This window comes from Terriglobia bacterium (assembly GCA_020072785.1).
GTDB lineage: Bacteria > Acidobacteriota > Terriglobia > Acidiferrales > UBA7541 > Acidiferrum.
Genome location: JAIQGG010000002.1, coordinates 442,759 through 458,885 on the forward strand (window position 1 = coordinate 442,759; position 16,127 = coordinate 458,885).

The 16,127-nt window shown below is 63.5% G+C and carries 17 protein-coding genes; 16 read left to right on the forward strand and 1 reads right to left on the reverse strand.

Translation table 11 applies throughout. The features are described from left to right. Positions 1–369: 369 nt before the first annotated feature. The 10 genes from LAN61_05220 to LAN61_05265 all read left to right on the forward strand — a co-directional run bounded on the left by LAN61_05220 (position 370) and on the right by LAN61_05265 (position 9,555). Entirely contained in the window at positions 370–1,773 is a 1,404-nt protein-coding gene (locus LAN61_05220; GenBank protein ID MBZ5539904.1) for a hypothetical protein, read from the forward strand. A gap of 12 nt (positions 1,774–1,785) precedes the next feature. Next, complete coding sequence (locus LAN61_05225) at positions 1,786–2,616, forward strand: cytochrome c (protein MBZ5539905.1); 831 nt, start codon at positions 1,786–1,788, stop codon at positions 2,614–2,616. A 38-nt stretch (positions 2,617–2,654) separates the two neighbouring features. Continuing rightward, a complete protein-coding gene (locus LAN61_05230; GenBank protein ID MBZ5539906.1) occupies positions 2,655–3,368 on the forward strand; it encodes a carboxypeptidase regulatory-like domain-containing protein in 714 nt (237 codons plus the stop codon). Positions 3,369–3,466: 98 nt separating this feature from the next. Further along, positions 3,467–4,270: a cytochrome C oxidase subunit II gene (locus tag LAN61_05235; protein MBZ5539907.1), complete on the forward strand. Its 804-nt coding sequence runs from the start codon at positions 3,467–3,469 to the stop codon at positions 4,268–4,270. Between the two features lie 68 nt (positions 4,271–4,338). Further along, positions 4,339–6,114 carry a cbb3-type cytochrome c oxidase subunit I gene (locus tag LAN61_05240; GenBank protein MBZ5539908.1) on the forward strand — a complete coding sequence of 592 codons (1,776 nt, stop codon included), beginning with the start codon at positions 4,339–4,341 and terminating at the stop codon, positions 6,112–6,114. Between the two features lie 76 nt (positions 6,115–6,190). Next, positions 6,191–6,805 (forward strand): cytochrome c oxidase subunit 3, encoded by a 615-nt coding sequence (locus LAN61_05245; GenBank protein MBZ5539909.1) that lies wholly within the window; start codon positions 6,191–6,193, stop codon positions 6,803–6,805. A 22-nt stretch (positions 6,806–6,827) separates the two neighbouring features. After that, positions 6,828–7,457 carry a cytochrome c oxidase subunit 3 gene (locus tag LAN61_05250; GenBank protein ID MBZ5539910.1) on the forward strand — a complete coding sequence of 210 codons (630 nt, stop codon included), beginning with the start codon at positions 6,828–6,830 and terminating at the stop codon, positions 7,455–7,457. 30 nt (positions 7,458–7,487) lie between these two features. Then, positions 7,488–7,799: a cytochrome C oxidase subunit IV family protein gene (locus tag LAN61_05255; protein MBZ5539911.1), complete on the forward strand. Its 312-nt coding sequence runs from the start codon at positions 7,488–7,490 to the stop codon at positions 7,797–7,799. A 30-nt stretch (positions 7,800–7,829) separates the two neighbouring features. Then, the gene (locus LAN61_05260; GenBank protein MBZ5539912.1) at positions 7,830–8,072 is read left to right on the forward strand and encodes a hypothetical protein; all 243 of its coding nucleotides are present in this window, start codon (positions 7,830–7,832) and stop codon (positions 8,070–8,072) included. Between the two features lie 178 nt (positions 8,073–8,250). Beyond that, positions 8,251–9,555, forward strand: a complete 1,305-nt coding sequence (locus tag LAN61_05265; GenBank protein MBZ5539913.1) for an APC family permease — start codon at positions 8,251–8,253, stop codon at positions 9,553–9,555. 182 nt (positions 9,556–9,737) lie between these two features. On the opposite strand, the gene LAN61_05270 is transcribed toward LAN61_05265, so the two are convergent. Beyond that, positions 9,738–11,036: an FAD-binding oxidoreductase gene (locus tag LAN61_05270; GenBank protein ID MBZ5539914.1), complete on the reverse strand. Its 1,299-nt coding sequence runs from the start codon at positions 11,034–11,036 to the stop codon at positions 9,738–9,740. Positions 11,037–11,175: 139 nt separating this feature from the next. Between LAN61_05270 and LAN61_05275 the strand changes: the two genes are divergently transcribed. The 6 genes from LAN61_05275 to LAN61_05300 all read left to right on the forward strand — a co-directional run bounded on the left by LAN61_05275 (position 11,176) and on the right by LAN61_05300 (position 16,121). Further along, positions 11,176–11,373, forward strand: a complete 198-nt coding sequence (locus tag LAN61_05275; GenBank protein ID MBZ5539915.1) for a hypothetical protein — start codon at positions 11,176–11,178, stop codon at positions 11,371–11,373. After that, the gene (locus tag LAN61_05280; protein MBZ5539916.1) at positions 11,370–11,906 is read left to right on the forward strand and encodes a hypothetical protein; all 537 of its coding nucleotides are present in this window, start codon (positions 11,370–11,372) and stop codon (positions 11,904–11,906) included. The genes LAN61_05275 and LAN61_05280 overlap by 4 nt, the downstream gene beginning before the upstream one ends. Positions 11,907–12,054: 148 nt before the next feature. After that, complete coding sequence (locus LAN61_05285; protein ID MBZ5539917.1) at positions 12,055–12,918, forward strand: hypothetical protein; 864 nt, start codon at positions 12,055–12,057, stop codon at positions 12,916–12,918. Positions 12,919–12,958: 40 nt separating this feature from the next. Next, a complete protein-coding gene (locus tag LAN61_05290) occupies positions 12,959–13,993 on the forward strand; it encodes a DUF4129 domain-containing protein (protein MBZ5539918.1) in 1,035 nt (344 codons plus the stop codon). Further along, positions 13,978–15,171 carry a DUF4350 domain-containing protein gene (locus LAN61_05295; GenBank protein ID MBZ5539919.1) on the forward strand — a complete coding sequence of 398 codons (1,194 nt, stop codon included), beginning with the start codon at positions 13,978–13,980 and terminating at the stop codon, positions 15,169–15,171. Before LAN61_05290 ends, LAN61_05295 begins: the two co-directional genes overlap by 16 nt. Further along, on the forward strand, positions 15,168–16,121 hold the full coding sequence (locus tag LAN61_05300) for a MoxR family ATPase (GenBank protein ID MBZ5539920.1): 954 nt from the start codon (positions 15,168–15,170) through the stop codon (positions 16,119–16,121). Before LAN61_05295 ends, LAN61_05300 begins: the two co-directional genes overlap by 4 nt. The last annotated feature ends 6 nt before the right edge of the window (positions 16,122–16,127 follow it).

Consider the following 16,127-nt stretch of genomic DNA (forward strand, 5'->3'; position numbering starts at 1 on the left):
TCTTCGCCGGGAGGCCGGAGTGTGCGCTGGGAAAGAATAATAACAAGAAAAAAAGGTCCGAAATTCACGTGAAAAGTTGCAAAATTTCCTTGCAAAGCAATTGCGTGCGCAGTAGCATCCGCCCGATTTTGGTTGCAGGAAAACCAGGCAGGGAAACTTCGTGGCGGAGCGAAGTGACTCTGATCACAATGACGGGTGTACTGATTTCACACTTGTGGGCTCCGCGTCCCGGACGATCAAACCGCCAGGCGCTTCATCGCATTTCGCTCACAGCGGGGAATAGTTCGCAGGACCAGAGCAACACGGTGCAGTTGCGGGTCATCTGTATGCGGGACCGCCAAGCGGTCAACTGATTGCACAGGAGGCAGTATGTTCGGTGGGGCTTCCCAGGACCTAGGCAAAAGAAACAAGTGGACGTTGTTCACCTCGAGTCTGAGCTTTGCACTGCTCGTGGTGGCGGTCATCCTCGGGGACAGCCGGCCGGCGTATACGCTGCCGCTGCCGAGGGTGCAGGCGATCCCCGCGTTCGCGCGGAAATACGGCTTGCCCTGCTCGGCCTGTCACGAGGCGTGGCCGAAGCTGAATAACTTCGGACAGACATTCAAGGACAACGGGTACCAACTGGGGAACGACCGGGACGCTCCCATCTGGCAGCAGCCGACGTACTGGCCGATCGCGCTGCGCATGACGCCGCACTGGCACCGGGAAAACACCGACCATGTGCCCGTGGATGATCCAGCAACAGAGAGCACGATCATCCAGGGGGTCACGACGCACGGGTTCGATCTTTCCGGCATGGACATGCTCACCGCCGGGACCCTGGCGAAGAACATCAGCTTCCTGCTGGTGCCGTCCGCGGACAATACGGGGGCATTTCACTTCGAATCGGCGAACGTGCGCTTCAGCAACCTGCTGAACACCAGCTGGCTGAACGTGAAGGTGGGGAAGTTCGAGCTGGACAACATGGTTTCCGAGAAGCGGATCATGACCCTGTCGGCGAACGGCGGCCTCTTCCAGCTCTACCATTTCCTGCCGCAGGGGGACACCACGCCAACGGGATTCGGACTGGGGGACAACCAGCTCGGGGTGGAAGTCAGCGGGCATTCGAGGAACGACTATACGCGGTACTCGGTGGCGGTGCTGAGCGGCAGTGATGGGACCGAGAACCTGCCCTATGGGCGGGGGTATGACACGTACCTGACGTTCAGCCAGGCCTTCGATGCGGGAAGCTTGGGTCTGCAGCGGGTGGGTGTCTATTCCTATATTGGCCAGGCGCCGACGATCTTCCCGACGAGCGGAGGCGCTCCGATTGCCGGAGCCGGCGTGGGCAACGAGATGTTTTACCGCACCGGGTTTTTTGGTCTCTGGTACATCAAGAAACTGGACTTCACGACGTTCTTCATGCACGGGTCGGAAAGCGCGTACCTGGGCACGGGGACGCCGGCCGACCAGACGCTGCCGGTGGGGGCGAAGAATCCGTCGTGGAACGGCGGGTGGATCGAGACGCACTACACGCTGAATCCGCAGTTCATCCTGATTCAGCGCTACGAGCTGATCCGCATGTCGCAACAGGCGCTTCCAGGCACCGCCGGGAATCTCGGGGACATCGATTCGCTCACCTTCGGGTACCGCTATTACCCGTTCATGACCAGCCGCGCCGGCTTTGCCTTCCACAACGAATACGCGCGGGTGCGGCAGCGGGGAACCGGTCCGCTTCCGGGCCAGGATTTGACGACCAACAGTTTGTTTCTCGGGTTTGACTTTGTTTTCTAAAGGTGGAGACGCATGAAGACGAAAGTGCCATCGAAGTGGTTGTTGTGCCTGAGCGCTCTCGCAATTCTGGCGCTCCCCTCGCTCTCCGTAGCGCAAGAGAGCCACATCGGGAAACTGACCGGCCATGCCGATTCCGGGAAGCAGTTGTACCGGAGATTCTGCATCGGGTGTCACGGGCCCCGCGGGGACGGGCAGGGCGAGAATGCGCCGTACGTGACGCCGCAGCCCCGCAATTTCGTGGCCGCGACGTTTAAGTGCCGGTCGACGGTGACGGGGATGCTGCCGACGGATGAGGACCTGTTCAACGCCATCACCCGCGGATTCAACACCACGAACATGCCGTCCTGGGATCCGCTGACCGAACAGCAGCGGGCGGACCTGGTGGCGTACATCAAGACCTTCTCGGAGCGCTGGAAGACGGAGAAGCCGGGGACGCCGATCGAGGTTCCGGCGGAGACGCCGGTGACGCTGGAGAGCATCAACCACGGCAAGGAGCTGTTCCAGAAGCTGGAATGCTGGAAGTGCCATGGGCCGGAGGGACGCGGAGACGGCCCGTCGGCGTCCACGCTGACCGACAGCAACGACCAGCCGATCCGTCCGTACAATTTTTCGGTGGGGACGCGCTTCAAGTGCGGGACGACGAACCAGGATCTGTATAAGATCTTCATCACCGGGGTGGACGGGACTCCGATGCCGTCCTTTGCCGACGTGATCAAGCCGAACGAGGCCTGGGACCTGGTGCATTACCTGCGCACCCTGCAGGTGTCGCGCAAGGGGCCGGAGAATGACATCCTCAAGGCGCACGGCGGGGCAGCGAAGCCGGCGGACAAGTCCGGAAAGTAGCGGTCGAACGTTTATAAGGGTCAGGAGGAACTACTAGTATGAGATGCAAACATGTCTTCATGGCAGGTATAGCGGTATTGGCCGCGTCGGTGATGGCGGTCGCGGCGCCGAGCGGCGGGACGATCAGCGGCAAGGTGACCTACACAGGGACGCCGGCGAAGCAGAAGCCGATCGACATGTCCAAGGAGCCGAGCTGCGCGAAGCAGTACACGACGCCGCCCGTGAGCGAAACGGTGGTGACGGGCGAAGGCAACTCGCTGCACAACGTAGTGGTGTACATTTCGGCCGGAGCGCCGGACGGTGCGTCGGCGCCGGCGCAGGCGGTGACTTTCGCGCAGAAGGGCTGCCGGTACATCCCGCACGTGGCGGTGCTGCAGGTGAATCAGGAACTGAAAGTGGTCAACGACGATCAGACCTCGCACAATATTCACCCGCTGGCGAAGCTCAACCGGGAGTGGAACAAGTCGCAGCCGCCGGGCTCGCCGGCGATTACGGAAAAGTTCGAGAAAGAAGAGTTCATCCCGGTGAAGTGCAACATCCATCCGTGGATGCACGGGACGTTCGCGGTGCTGAAGACCACGCACTACGCGGTGACCGCGGACAACGGCGGATTCACGCTGCCGAATCTTCCTCCGGGCAAGTACACCATCACGGCATGGCACGAATCCTACGGGACGCAGACGCAGGACGTGACCATCACCGGCAGTGAAACGAAGAGCGTCGACTTCGTCTTCAAGGCCAAGGCGTATTAGACCCGCAAGACGGTAACCCTACGCAAGAAGAGCATGCAGGCTGGCTGCCGAAGAGCACAGGCGGGCCCGCAGGAGCGGGTCCGCAGAGGCGAGGCATCATGGGTAAATTGTTTGCGGTAATCCTGACCATCATCGCGCTGGTTTCCGCCGTGCCGATCGTGATGCACACGTGGTGGATGCCGCAGGATATTTCCACGCACGGGCACGCCATCGACGAGCAGATGTCGGAGACCATGGCGGAAGCGGGGTTCTCGTTTCTGGCGGCCCAGCTGCTGTTGGCCTTTTTCGTGTGGAAGTTTTCGAACCGCAAGGATGACGGGAAGATCCGGACGTTTCCGGGCGGGGCGAAAGCGCTGGTGGTGGCAGCCTTCATCCTGGTAGGCACAGAAATGCTGGCGCTGGGAGTGCTGGGACAAAAGGCCTGGGCCAGCGTCTATTTCACGGCGCCGGCGGCCAACGCGCTGCAGGTGCAGGCGCAGGCGGGTCAGTTTGCCTTCTACTTCCGGTATCCGGGGGCGGACGGGAAGTTCGGGGCGCTGCATCCGGACAAGATCGACGAAGGCAACCAGAACTACTTCGGACTGGATCCGGAGAACGAAGTAGAGGCGCGGGACGACATCGTGACGGGCGAGTTGGCCATTCCGGTAAACCGGGAAGTGAACCTGATGATGCATGCGAAGGATGTGGGGCACTCGTTCTACGTGCGGGAACTGCGCATCCAGCAGGATTTCGTGCCCGGGCTGGATCTGGCGGTGCATTTCACGGCCACGAAGACGGGACGCTATGAGATCGTGTGCACGCAACTCTGCGGGCTCGGGCACTACAACATGAAGGCGTATCTGAACGTGATGTCGCAGGAAGATTTCGACAAGTGGATGAAGGAGAAGGCGTCGGAACAGTAACCCAGCCCGGACGACGCTGCGGAGGTCAGCAGCAGCGAGCGCCCGGTGTTCCCCTGTGAGGTGAGCACATGCAAGAAGCATCCGCGCAGCAAGCACATCAGCACGCACCCCCGCAAGGATTCCTGCGGAAGTATGTCTTCAGCCTCGATCACAAGGTGATCGGAAAGCAATACTACGCCCTGGCGCTGGTGGCCGTGTTTATGGGCATGGCGCTGTCCTGGCTGATGCGTTTCCATCTCATTTGGCCGAATTCCAAAATCTTCGGCCTGGAACTGCTCTCGAAGGTCGGCGCTCCCGGCGGCGTGATGACGCCGGAGTACTACCTGTCGCTGCTGACCATGCACGGGACGCTGATGGTGTTCTTCGTGCTGACCAACGCGCCGTTCGCCGCGTTCGGGAACTACTTCCTGCCGATTCAGATCGGCGCGGAAGACATGGCCTTCCCGCGGTTCAATATGATGTCGTTCTGGACCACGCTTGCGGCATTCCTGGTACTGGTGACGGCCTTCGTCATTCCGGACGGCCCGCCGATCTCCGGGTGGACCGCCTATGCGCCGCTCAGCGCGGTGGGTTCGGATGCCGGGCCGGGCCTGGGCTGGGGCCAGAACCTTTGGGGCATCTCCATCGCCATCTTTTGCATTGGCTCGCTGCTGGGCTCGCTGAATTTCATCGCTACCACGCTGGATCTGCGGGCCAAGGGGATGACGCTGATGCGCATGCCGATTTGCACCTGGGCGTGGTTCATCACCTCGTGCATCAGCCTGCTGGCCTTTGCGGTGCTTCTGCCGGCCTGCGTGCTGCTGATTCTGGACCGCACCGCGGGAACCAGCTTCTTCATTCCCGCGGGCCTGGTGGTGAGCGACCGTTTGCAGCCGCATGCCGGCGGTTCGCCGCTGCTCTGGCAGCATCTGTTCTGGTTCTTCGGACACCCCGAGGTGTACATCGCCATTCTGCCCGCCATGGGCATCGTTTCCCACGTCCTGATCAACAGCATCCGGCGGCCGCTGCTGAGCGCCAAGGTGGTCATCTACTCGATGATGTCCATCGGGTTCCTGAGCTACATGGTCTGGGGACATCACATGTTCGTGAGCGGAATGAATCCGTTCTCGTCGCTGATGTTTTCCTTTCCCACGCTGACCATCACCATTCCGGCGACGATCATGACCCTGATCTGGCTGGGGAGCCTCTACGGCTCGAAGATACGCATCACCGCCGCGTCTCTTTTCGCTCTGGGTTTCATCTCCATGTTCGTTAGCGGAGGCGTAAGCGGCTTCTTTCTGGCGCAGCCGTCCCTCGACATCGTGCTGCACGCCACGTACTTTGTCGTCGGACACTTTCACATGGTCATGGGCGTCGCGGCGATCTTCGGGGTATTCGCCGGGACCTACTTCTGGTTCCCGAAGATGACCGGGCGGATGATGAATGACAGCCTTGGGAAATTGCATTTCTGGCTGACCTTTGTGGGCACCTATTGCATCTTCATGCCTTTTCACTACCTCGGACTCATCGGCAACGTGCGGCGGTACTCGGCGTTTGTGGACGACTTCCTGCTGCCGCTGATGCCGCTGCACAAATTCATCTCCATCGCGGCGTTCGTTACCGGAGCGGCGCAGTTCCTCTTCCTCTATAACCTGATCCACAGCCGTTTCTGGGGCAAGCCGGCGCCGGTGAACCCGTGGGAAGCGACGTCGCTGGAGTGGACGATTCCGTCGCCCCCGCCGTGGGATAACTTCGGCGGGAAGCACCCGGTGGTCTATCACGATCCCTATCAGTACGGCGTGAAGGGATCCTTGGGCGATTACGTGATGCAGGATTCTCCGGAGCCGGAAGTTCCGGGATCCTGAGAGCCAGGGTGTAGAGACGACAGGGGCTGCCGCCGTGCCGGATGGCGATGGCAAGAGCATGCCGGGGGATCCAGGAATGAACACACAGGCGGGCACAATCACAGCGGTGGGGAAGAGCGGAGCCGCGGAAGCGGCGAAGAGCGGCATCTGGGTGGGGATTGCGGCCATCACGATGTCCTTCGCGGCGTTCACCAGCGCCATCATCGTGCGCCAGGGCAGCGATCCATCCTGGCGGCACCTCGCGCTGCCGCCGGTGCTGTACCTCACGACGCTGATCCTGCTGAGCAGCAGCGTGACGCTGGAGATGTCGCGGCGGGGGATCAGCGCGCTGACGGCGGGTAGCGGAACGAAAGAAGGCGGGGAAGTTGCGGCAGGGAGCCTGCGCTGGCTCTACGGCACGCTGGGGCTGGGGCTACTGTTCGTGGCCGGACAGTATGTGGCCTGGCAGCAACTGGCTGCGCAGGGGATTTTTCTGGCGACGAATCCGAGCAGTTCGTTCTTCTACGTGCTGACGGCCATGCACGCGCTGCACGTGCTGGGCGGGCTGGTGGCGCTGGCGTATGTGCTGCGCAAGCTGGCAGGAGCGCGGCCGGCGTTGCGGAGGAGTACCTACGAGGCCATGTGCGTCTACTGGCACTTCATGGGCGGGCTGTGGGTTTATCTTCTGATGGTCATGCGGATGAGGCTGTAAGCGAAACCGACGGGGAGGCGCTGTGAGCGAATCGAATCTCAGCATGGGAGCGGGCCACGCCGCTTTGATGGAAGGATCGCCGTACGCGATTCCGTCCCGGAAGCTGACCATGTGGCTGTTCATTATCTCGGACGCGGTGACGTTCGGAGCGTTGCTGTTTGCCTATGGGTATGTGCGCACCGCGAGCCCCAATTGGCCGGAGCCCTTCAAGTTTTTTCCCAGCATCCTGAACGTCATGATTATGACCTTCGTTCTGGTGACCAGCAGCCTGACCATGCTCATGGCCGTGGATGCCTCCAAGAACGGCGACAAGCCCAGGACGATGCGGTGGATGGGCCTGACCATGCTTCTTGGAGCGATCTTCGCGGGCTTGCACATTCGCGAGTGGGTGGGCCTGATTCATGAAGGGGTGCGGCTGTTCCAGAATCCCTGGGGCTCGTCGCTGTTCGGGGCCACGTTCTTCAGTATCACCGGACTGCACCTGTTGCACGTCATCAGCGGTGTCATCGCGCTATCCGTCATTGCCCGCGGCTTTGCCCGGGGCAGGCTTACCGCGGGCCACGTGGAAACCGTGGGCCTGTACTGGCACTTCGTGGACGTGGTCTGGATGTTTGTCGTGCCGCTCGTGTATCTGGTGAATGTTGCGCGTTAGTGCGCGGAAACGGTAAAAAGAGGAGCGCTCATGAATACTGCGGAACAGCCGAAGAGCCAGGTAAAGCGGTACCTCATTATCTATTTTTTTCTTCTCGCCCTCGCCAGTGTGCAGTTTATCCTTGCCTACCAGCATGTGGAAGGCGTGCAGCTCCTGGTGCGCATGCTGGCTGTGGCTCTGATCCAAGCCGCGCTTGCGGTCATGTACTTCATGCATCTGGCGGAAGAGCGGCGCAGCCTGTTTCTGACGCTGATCCCGGCCACGATCTTCGTGCTGCTGATGATGAACATGATCTGGTCGGACAGCTTCCGGCTGCTGCACTTCCGGTTGCTAGCGAAGTAGCGGGGCGCGCGGCGCGAGGAGCGGAAAGCGATGATACGGGCAAGAATTCGAGGTGCCGGGAAGGGCATGGCGCTGCTGGGGGCGCTGCTGATGCCTTCGCTGGCGTTCGCGCAGAACTGCGCGCTGTGCTACACGCAGGCGGCGGGGGCGGGTCCGCGGCTGATACAGGCGCTGCGCAGCGGCATTCTCGTCCTGATCTTCCCGCCGATGGCCATCTGCATTGCCATCGCGGTGGCCGCCTATCGCAAGCGCAATCAGTTCAACGAAGACTGATTGCCATCCCCTGCAGGGAATCGAGCCTCGCCCTCTTGGCGGGGCTTTTCTATTTTGGGAAGGTGCTGCGGAGGCCGGAAGTTCTGCGCTATGATGCCCGGTCCCATCCCGTGGTTCACCCGAGGCGGCCCTGACAACCGAGTCCACGGCGAGCAAGGCGAGCAGGACGCGCGCCCAGGTGCGCAAGGCGGGGCTGTTCTACTTCGTCTTCGTGATGTACGCGTACGCCACGGCTGGGCCGTTTGGCCTCGAAGACCAGATCACCACCAGCGGGCCCGGGCTGACGCTGCTCTTTCACCTGGTCATACCGTTTTTCTGGTGCATACCGGTATCGTTGGTCGCCGCCGAACTGACGACGGCCATGCCCGTGCAGGGAGGTTTCTACCGCTGGGTGCGGGCCGGCTACGGGAACTTCTGGGGCTTCCTGGCTGGGTGGTGGAACTGGTCCGCGTCTTTTATTCTGGGCGGCGCGTACGCGGTGCTTTTCACCGACTACCTCAGCTTCTATTTTCCGGGGCTGGTGGGCTGGAAACACTATCTGGTATCCGTGGCGTTGATCGCGCTTATCGGCTACGTCAACGTGCGCGGGATTCAGATGGTAGGGGTTGTGGCGACGGTGCTGGAGATTTTCATTCTCCTGCCCGTAGCCGCGCTGTGCGTCATCGCGGCAACGAAATGGCGCCACAACCCGTTCACGCCCTTTGTGCCCCCGCACGTTCCGCCCTTTCAAGTCTTTGGCGTGGGACTCGCGCTGGGACTGTGGCTGTACTCCGGCTATGAGCAGTGCTCCACGGTCGCGGAAGAAGTGGACAATCCGCAGCGCAGCTATCCCCTGGCGCTGGCCGTGGTGGTGCCGCTGTCCATCGCCACCTATTTTCTCCCGACATTGTTGTCGCTGGCGGCGCTCGGCAACTGGCAGGAATGGCACACGCGCTATTTTTCGGATGCGGCGTTTCTGATCGGCGGGCGCTGGCTGGGCTTCTGGATGACCATGGCCGCGATGGTGACCAACATTTCCATCCTCAACGCCACGGTGCTGACGACGACGCGCATGCCGTTCGCGATGGCCGAGGATGGCTACCTGCCGCAGGCGCTGACCCGGAAACACTTGCGGTACGGCACGCCGTGGATCGCCATTCTGATTTCGTCGGTCATTTACGCCCTGTTGGCGTTCCAGACGCTGACGCAGCTCATCAGCGTCTACATGTGGCTGCGCATCGGGACGACGGTCCTCACGGTGCTGGCGGGATGGCGCATGCGCAAGACGCACCCGGAACTGCCGCGGCCCTTCCGCATTCCCTGGGGCCGGACCGGGCTTCTCTATGTGGTGGGGGCTCCGCTGGCGATGAGCTGCGTGGCGTTGCTGGGCAGTGACCGCTTCGGGCTGCGCTGGGGACCGCCGGCCATGTTGCTGGGGCCGGTGGCGTATTTGGTCGTGCGCAAGATGGGTTGGAGCGTGGCGATGGCGGAAAACAAAAGTTAAACACGGAAAGCACTCCGTCAAAGCCGAAGCAGGCGTTTTTGTGGTGAAGCTATCTCCTGACTGCCCTGACGGCTATCCAAACACTGTCATTCCGGGCGAAGCGATCGAAGATTCCGACCCGGTCGGAAGGAATCTCTCTTTGGTTTTTGTATTTAGGAGATGCGTTCGTGTGAGAAAAGCGGCTAGGTGAGCCAGTCGAGAACCTTGTAGTAGGCGCCGGCGAGGGGCAGGGCCCAGGTGTGGCCGGAGCGCAGGCCGATGGGCGCGCCACGGAAGGGAATGCCCTCGAAAGGGTTTTCGCTGGGCTGGCCGCAGATGATGCCGGCGAGTTGCACGCCGAAATGCGTGGCGGCAGCGACGCCGTGGCCGGCGTAACCGACGGCGTAGTGCATGGCGTCGAGCCGCCCGGAGTGGGGCATGACGTCGAAAGTGAAATCGAGCGTGCCGCCCCACACGTATTCAACTTTAGTGTCGCGCAGCTGGGGATAGACTTCGATCATGCCGCGGCGCAGGATCTTGGCGCTCTGGCGCACGGTGTTGTCGTCGTCTGGAAAAAATGCAGCGCGGCCGCCGAAGAGCATGCGGCGGTCAGGCGTGAGCCGGTAGTAAGAGAGGAAATGCTTGGAGTCGTAGATCATGCGGTTCTTGGGGCTGAGTTCGCGGGCCAGGTCCGCGGGCAGGACTTCCGTGGCGATAATGTAGGAGCCGATGGGAATGATTTTCTTCTGCAGGGCCGGGGTGGCGGCGGTGGTGTAGGCGCCGCTGGCGAGAACGACCTCCCGCGCGGTAAGGGTTCCTTTGGAGGTGCGCACGCGGAATTTTTGCGCGCCGTTGCTGCCTTCCCGCGCCACGTTCAGCACGCGAGTGCGGTCGAAGAGAGCCGCGCCGGCGCGCTGCGCCGCTGCAGCCAGGCCGGCCACGTAGCGCGCCGGATGAACACCGGCGCTGATCTCGTCGACCATGCCGCCATGGTAGATGCGGGAGCCGATCTCGCTTTGCAGTTCGCTCTTGGGGACGATGCGCAGTGCGTGGTTGAATTCGCGCTCGATAAGCGCGGCGGACTCGGCATAGCCGTCGAAGTGGGCTTGCTTGCAGGCGACTTCGAGATGGCCGCAGCGGGAAAAGTCGCAGTCGATCTTTTCCTCGCGGACGATCCGTTCGACGCAGTCGATGGAGGCGAGCGAGGCGGCGTACATGCGGTGGACGAGTTCGCGGCCATAGCGGGAGATGAGCGTGGGCACGGGCAGCTTCATGCCGGTGAGAACCATGCCGCCGTTGCGCGAGCTCCCGCCCCAGCCGAAGGTTTCCGCTTCGAGAACGGCGGCGCTCACGCCGCGTTGGGCGAGAGTCAGGGCCGCGGCGAGGCCCGTGAAGCCGGCGCCCACAACGGCGACATCCACGCTTTCCGGCAAGGGCCGCGCGGGGTCGCCCGCGGGAATGGAGGCGGTTTCGAGCCAGTAGTTTTTTTCCTGGATTGGCATGAGTGGGCCTGGGAGCGGCACGAATCTTAACACTTCATTGTGCGGAGAGAAACATAGGGGTGGCCGGTGGCGCCGCAAAGTAAGAATGTCCGGTTTGTGCAATGTAGGAATGTCCCGTCTCACGGGGTCCGGAGGTCTCATGGAAACGGAGCGTATCGCCTTGCGCCAGCAAGGACGGGACCGCTGGAAAGGGCTGCACGAGATCGCGCAGAAATATCTGACGCACGTCAAATCGGCCGCGCAGCGGCGCGCACAGCGCGGCGCCGCGTGGTACGCTAGGAACATTGGAATACAGGGGGCGTCAGATAGCGTGCGGCGCTCGACGGAGGCACAATGAAATTCGGGACAGTCTGGATTTGCGCGGTGGCGGTGCTGGCGCTGACAGCGGGCTGCAAGAAGGCCGCGAATCCCAACGAGGAGATTCGCGCGGCGATCCTGAAGCATTTGGAGGCGCGGGGCACGTTAAATCTTGCGGCGTTCGATACGGAACTCAAGCAGGTGACGCTGCAGGGGGACCACGCGCAGGCGGAGGTGGTCTTCAAGGTGAAGAACGGCCCCGGCTCGATGCAACTGGGCTATAACCTGGAAAAACGCGACGGGGCTTGGGCGGTGGTGGAATCGAAGGCCGTAGGCAGCGACTTCACGCATCCCGGACTGGACTCGGGAGCGGGTGGCGCGCCGGGCGGGCCGGCGAACGGCACGTCTGCGGTTTCCGGCGCATTGCAGAATTTCAAGACGCAGACCGGCGCTCTGCCCCCGGGCCACCCGCCCGTGACAGGCGCGGCGCCGAGCGCGCCGCAAGGCGCTCTGCCCGCGGGTCATCCTCCGATCGACGGCTCCGCGCAGCCCGCACCGCAAAAAAAACCATAGAGTGGAAGGGAGCGCCGCCGGAGTCAGACTCCGGCTGCGCCCGGGTGTACCCCGGTGGGCCCGGAAAGAAGACGTATCCCCGCGGCTGATTCTTTGATACAGTGCCGCGCCAGCCAACGCTTTTTGGGTGTTGGCCCGGGAGGCCGTCATGGAAAACCTGGAGCTGCGCCCGCTTTCGCTCGGGGAAATCCTGGACCGCACATTCACGGTGTACCGGCGGCACTTCCTGCTCTTTATGGGCATTGCGGCGATCCCGCAGCTGCTCGTGCTGGGCGTGCAGCTCCTGGAGATTTTCCTGAAGGCCGCGCCGGCGCCAGTGGCGCCCCCGGTCACGCAACAACTGCAAGCCTCCGGGGCCTTGCTGGGCCTGGGGATTCTGCTGGGGCTGCTGGGGGCGATCGTCTACGTGGTGGCCATCCTCCTTTCGACCGGGGCCACGGTGTTTGCGGTTTCCGAGCTGTATCTGGGGCGCACGATCACCATCCGGGAGGCGCTGCGGCGGATGCGCGGGGAACTGGGGGCCTTGTTTGGGGTCCTGGTGTTAAGTGGGCTGGCAGTCATGGCGGGGCTCATTCTTCTGGTGATCCCGGGAATCTATCTCGTCTGCCGCTTCGCGGTTTCCGTGCCCGCGGCTCTGCTGGAGAACCTGGGCCCGCGCAGCGCGCTGGAGCGCAGCTACGGATTGACGAAGGGTTTTGCGGGGCGCGCCTTCCTCATCTATGTACTGTACTTTGTGATAATCTTCGCGGCAGCAAGCCTGTTTCAGTGGCCGTTTCTGTATGGCCTGGCGCTGTCGCGGAATGATCCCGCGATGGTTCGCGTTTGGAACGCGCTCATGGAGGTTGGGGGATCCGCCGCTGGCATTCTGGTGACCCCGGTGCTGACCATCGCCACCGCGCTGTTTTATTACGACCTGCGGGTGCGCAAGGAAGCGTTCGACTTGCAGGTAATGATGAAAGCCGCGGGGGGAAGCGCAGCGGTCAGCGGCGGGGTGCCGAGCATGCTATCGTAACCCTCCGGGCCCGAATGCGCTGCGGCCCTGGCGCGTGCAGATGAAACAATGCTTCCTCTGCCGGGTGTGGCTGGTCCTTGCGCTGCTCCTGCCGGCTGCCCTCTGTGCGTCTCCGGGGGCCCAGGAGTCCGGCAGTGCCGACCCGCGTGCTGCTGCCTCCGTTTCGCTGGATCCCGCCGCCTTTGCCTCCGAATTGCGCGCACTGGGCGCTGCGCTCTCAGAAAAAAACATCGCGGAGGAGCGGATTGCGGCGCTGCGCGAGGCTTTGCCGGAGCGCTGGCAGGTCGCCAACGGCGGCCGGCAGTATGAAATCGCGAGCGCGCCGCTGCGCACGCTGCTCGACGCCGCGGAGAAGGACACGGCACAGCGCGGCGCCCGCGTGCAGGAGGCGCAGGAGTGGGTCGCCACGCTCGCCGCGCAGGCCGAGGGCTACGCGGCGAAGGAGCCGCCGGAGGATGCTGCGGCGCGGCCGATGCTGGAGAAGATTCTGCGCCGTTCGGAATTCTCCGCGGTGCGCCCGCCGGGCGCCTTCGAGAAGTTTCAGGAATGGCTCGCCGCGCAGTTCCAGCGCCTGCTGGAACGCCTGTTCTCCGCCGTGGGCCGGCATCCCATGGGTGGCGAAATTCTATTCTGGCTGGTGATCGCGGGGGCGGTGGTGTGGCTGGCGATGCTGGTGTTCCGTTTCTGGATGGAGCGCGCGCAGCTGGACGAACTGGAAACGCCGCAAAGCTTTGCCGCGACGCGCACGTGGCAGGAGTGGATCCGTGCGGGGCGGCAAGCGGCGGGGCGCGGCGATTTCCGGGAGGCGATTCACTCCGTGTACTGGGCGGGAATCGCGCATCTGGAGGACCGCGGGGCGCTGCCGCGGGAACGCACGCATACGCCGCGCGAGTATCTGCGTTTGCTGGGGCAGGCGCCGGGCGGGGTGCCGGCGGGGCCGCCTGTGCAGCGGGAATCGCTGGAGGCGCTGACGGCGCGGCTGGAGCGGGTCTGGTACGGGCGGCGCACCGCCACACCGGAGGAATTTCGCGTGAGCCTGGAGCAAGTGGAGGCGCTGGGATGCCGGCTGGAATAGATTCTGCGGACCGCAAACTCCTGCTGATCGCGGGAGCCTTGCTCCTGGGGATGCTGGCGGTGTTTGTGGCCGCGGCCCCGCCGGCCGGGGAGCCGCGCGGCGGTCTGCCTTCGACCTACTCCTCCGGCTCGGGCGGGGCGCGCGCGGCCTATCTGCTTTTGCAGGAACTTCACAACAATGTGCAGCGCTGGGAGCAGCCGCCGACCGAGTTGCCCGGAGATGCCAAGGGCGCATTGCTGATTCTGGCAGACCCGCTGTTTACGCCCTCCACGAAAGAGCAGAAAGCGCTGTTGCGATTCGTGGAAGGCGGCGGACAGGTGCTGTTCACCGGAGGACAGCTCGAGGGATTTTTCCCGGAGGCGAAACTCACATCCGAACGGCCGATGCGGGATTGGCGGACGTATGAGGCGCAGCTGCCCAGCCGGTACACGCGCGGGGCCGCGAAGATCACGCTGCGTCCCCAGGCGGTGTGGAACAAATTGGATGCCACGCAACTGGCGCTTTACGGAGATGCGCAGGGAGCCGTGGTGGTGATCTGGCGCATCGGCGAGGGGCAGGTGCTGTGGTGGGCGGGAGCCACGCCGCTGACCAACGCGGGGATCACGAAGGAAGGGAATCTCGGCCTGTTCCTGGAGGCAGTTCGGCCGCCTGGCCGGGAAGCCAGTGCGCGGCGGCTGTACTGGGATGAATATTTCCACGGGCAGCGCAGTTCGTTGTGGAGCTACGTGGCGAAGACGCCCGTGCCGATGGGGCTCGTGCAGCTGGCGCTGCTGGGATTCGCGGTGCTGTTCACTTTCAGCCGGCGCAGCGGGCCGATCGCGCAGCCGGCGGGAGTCTCGCGGCTCTCGCCGCTGGAGTTTGTGGAGACGCTGGGCGGGCTGTACCAGCGGGCCGGGGCGGGGCCCGCGGCGGTGGGCGTGGCGTACCAGAGATTCCGCGGGCTGCTGACGCGGCAGTTGCGGCTGCCGCCCGAAATTGCGGACGCGAGCCTGGCGCAGGCGGCTGGGCAGCGCCTGGGACAGAATGCCGGAGAGCTCTCCGGAGCGCTGCAGCGCGCGGCGGAAGCCAGCCGCGCTTCCAAGCTCGCGGCGGCGGACGCGCTGAATCTGGTGCGCGAGATGGAAACGCTGGAGCAACGGATGGGACTGCAGAAACGCCGGAAAGAGGAGAAAACCTGACCGTGGAAAACTTGTCGCGTCTTGCAACGCAGGTACGGGCTGAACTGGGAAAGGTAATCATTGGCCAGCGCGAGGCCGTCGATCAGCTGCTGCTGGTGCTGGTCTGCGGAGGCCACGCGCTGCTGGAAGGAGTGCCGGGGCTGGCCAAGACGCTGGCGGTGAAAGTGCTGGCGCGCATTTGCGGGCTGGACTTCCAGCGCGTGCAGTGCACGGCGGACCTGATGCCCGGGGACGTCATGGGCACAAACATATTCAACCAGGCGACCAGCGCGTTTACGCTGCATCGCGGGCCGGTCTTCACCGACCTGCTGCTGGTGGACGAGATCAACCGCACCTCGCCGCGGACCCAGGCGGCGCTGCTGGAAGCGATGGAAGAGCGGCAGGTGACGATCGACGGGGTGCGCTACCCGCTGACGGAAAACTTCACGGTGCTGGCGACGCAGAACCCCATCGAGTTCGAAGGCACCTACCCGCTTCCTGAAGCGCAGCTCGACCGCTTCCTGCTGAAGATCCGCATCGGGTATCCCTCGGCGGAGGAGGAAGCGGCGATCCTGGAGCGCTACGAGCAGGGCTTCGATCCACGGCATCTGGAGCAGATGGCGCTCGCGCCGCTGGAGCCCGGGCTGCTGGCGGCGGCGCGGCGGGAGATCGAGAAGATCCGCGTGGAGCCGACACTCTATCCTTATATCGTGGCGCTGGTGCGGCGCACGCGGGACTGGCCGGCGCTGTCCCTGGGAGCCAGCCCGCGCGCAGCTATCGGACTGTTCTTCGTGGCCCGGGCCCTGGCGGGCATGGAGGGGCGGGACTTCCTGATCCCCGACGACATCAAAGCGGCGGCGCCGCCGGTGCTGCGGCACCGCCTGCTGCTCAAACCCGAGGCCGACCTGGAGGGCCTGACAGCGGACCAGGTGATCCAGGAAGTGCTGGCGGGGGTCGCGGTGCCCAAGTGAAATTCC

Bases quoted from the DNA above. Each gene is read 5' to 3' on its own strand.
- LAN61_05295 (MBZ5539919.1), top strand. From the start codon at position 13,978: ATGCCGGCTGGAATAGATTCTGCGGACCGCAAACTCCTGCTGATCGCG.
- LAN61_05260 (MBZ5539912.1), top strand. From the start codon at position 7,830: ATGATACGGGCAAGAATTCGAGGTGCCGGGAAGGGCATGGCGCTGCTG.
- LAN61_05220 (MBZ5539904.1), top strand. From the start codon at position 370: ATGTTCGGTGGGGCTTCCCAGGACCTAGGCAAAAGAAACAAGTGGACG.
- LAN61_05280 (MBZ5539916.1), top strand. From the start codon at position 11,370: ATGAAATTCGGGACAGTCTGGATTTGCGCGGTGGCGGTGCTGGCGCTG.
- LAN61_05290 (MBZ5539918.1), top strand. From the start codon at position 12,959: ATGAAACAATGCTTCCTCTGCCGGGTGTGGCTGGTCCTTGCGCTGCTC.
- LAN61_05240 (MBZ5539908.1), top strand. From the start codon at position 4,339: ATGCAAGAAGCATCCGCGCAGCAAGCACATCAGCACGCACCCCCGCAA.
- LAN61_05270 (MBZ5539914.1), bottom strand. From the start codon at position 11,036: ATGCCAATCCAGGAAAAAAACTACTGGCTCGAAACCGCCTCCATTCCC.
- LAN61_05245 (MBZ5539909.1), top strand. From the start codon at position 6,191: ATGAACACACAGGCGGGCACAATCACAGCGGTGGGGAAGAGCGGAGCC.
- LAN61_05275 (MBZ5539915.1), top strand. From the start codon at position 11,176: ATGGAAACGGAGCGTATCGCCTTGCGCCAGCAAGGACGGGACCGCTGG.
- LAN61_05235 (MBZ5539907.1), top strand. From the start codon at position 3,467: ATGGGTAAATTGTTTGCGGTAATCCTGACCATCATCGCGCTGGTTTCC.
- LAN61_05230 (MBZ5539906.1), top strand. From the start codon at position 2,655: ATGAGATGCAAACATGTCTTCATGGCAGGTATAGCGGTATTGGCCGCG.
- LAN61_05255 (MBZ5539911.1), top strand. From the start codon at position 7,488: ATGAATACTGCGGAACAGCCGAAGAGCCAGGTAAAGCGGTACCTCATT.
- LAN61_05285 (MBZ5539917.1), top strand. From the start codon at position 12,055: ATGGAAAACCTGGAGCTGCGCCCGCTTTCGCTCGGGGAAATCCTGGAC.
- LAN61_05225 (MBZ5539905.1), top strand. From the start codon at position 1,786: ATGAAGACGAAAGTGCCATCGAAGTGGTTGTTGTGCCTGAGCGCTCTC.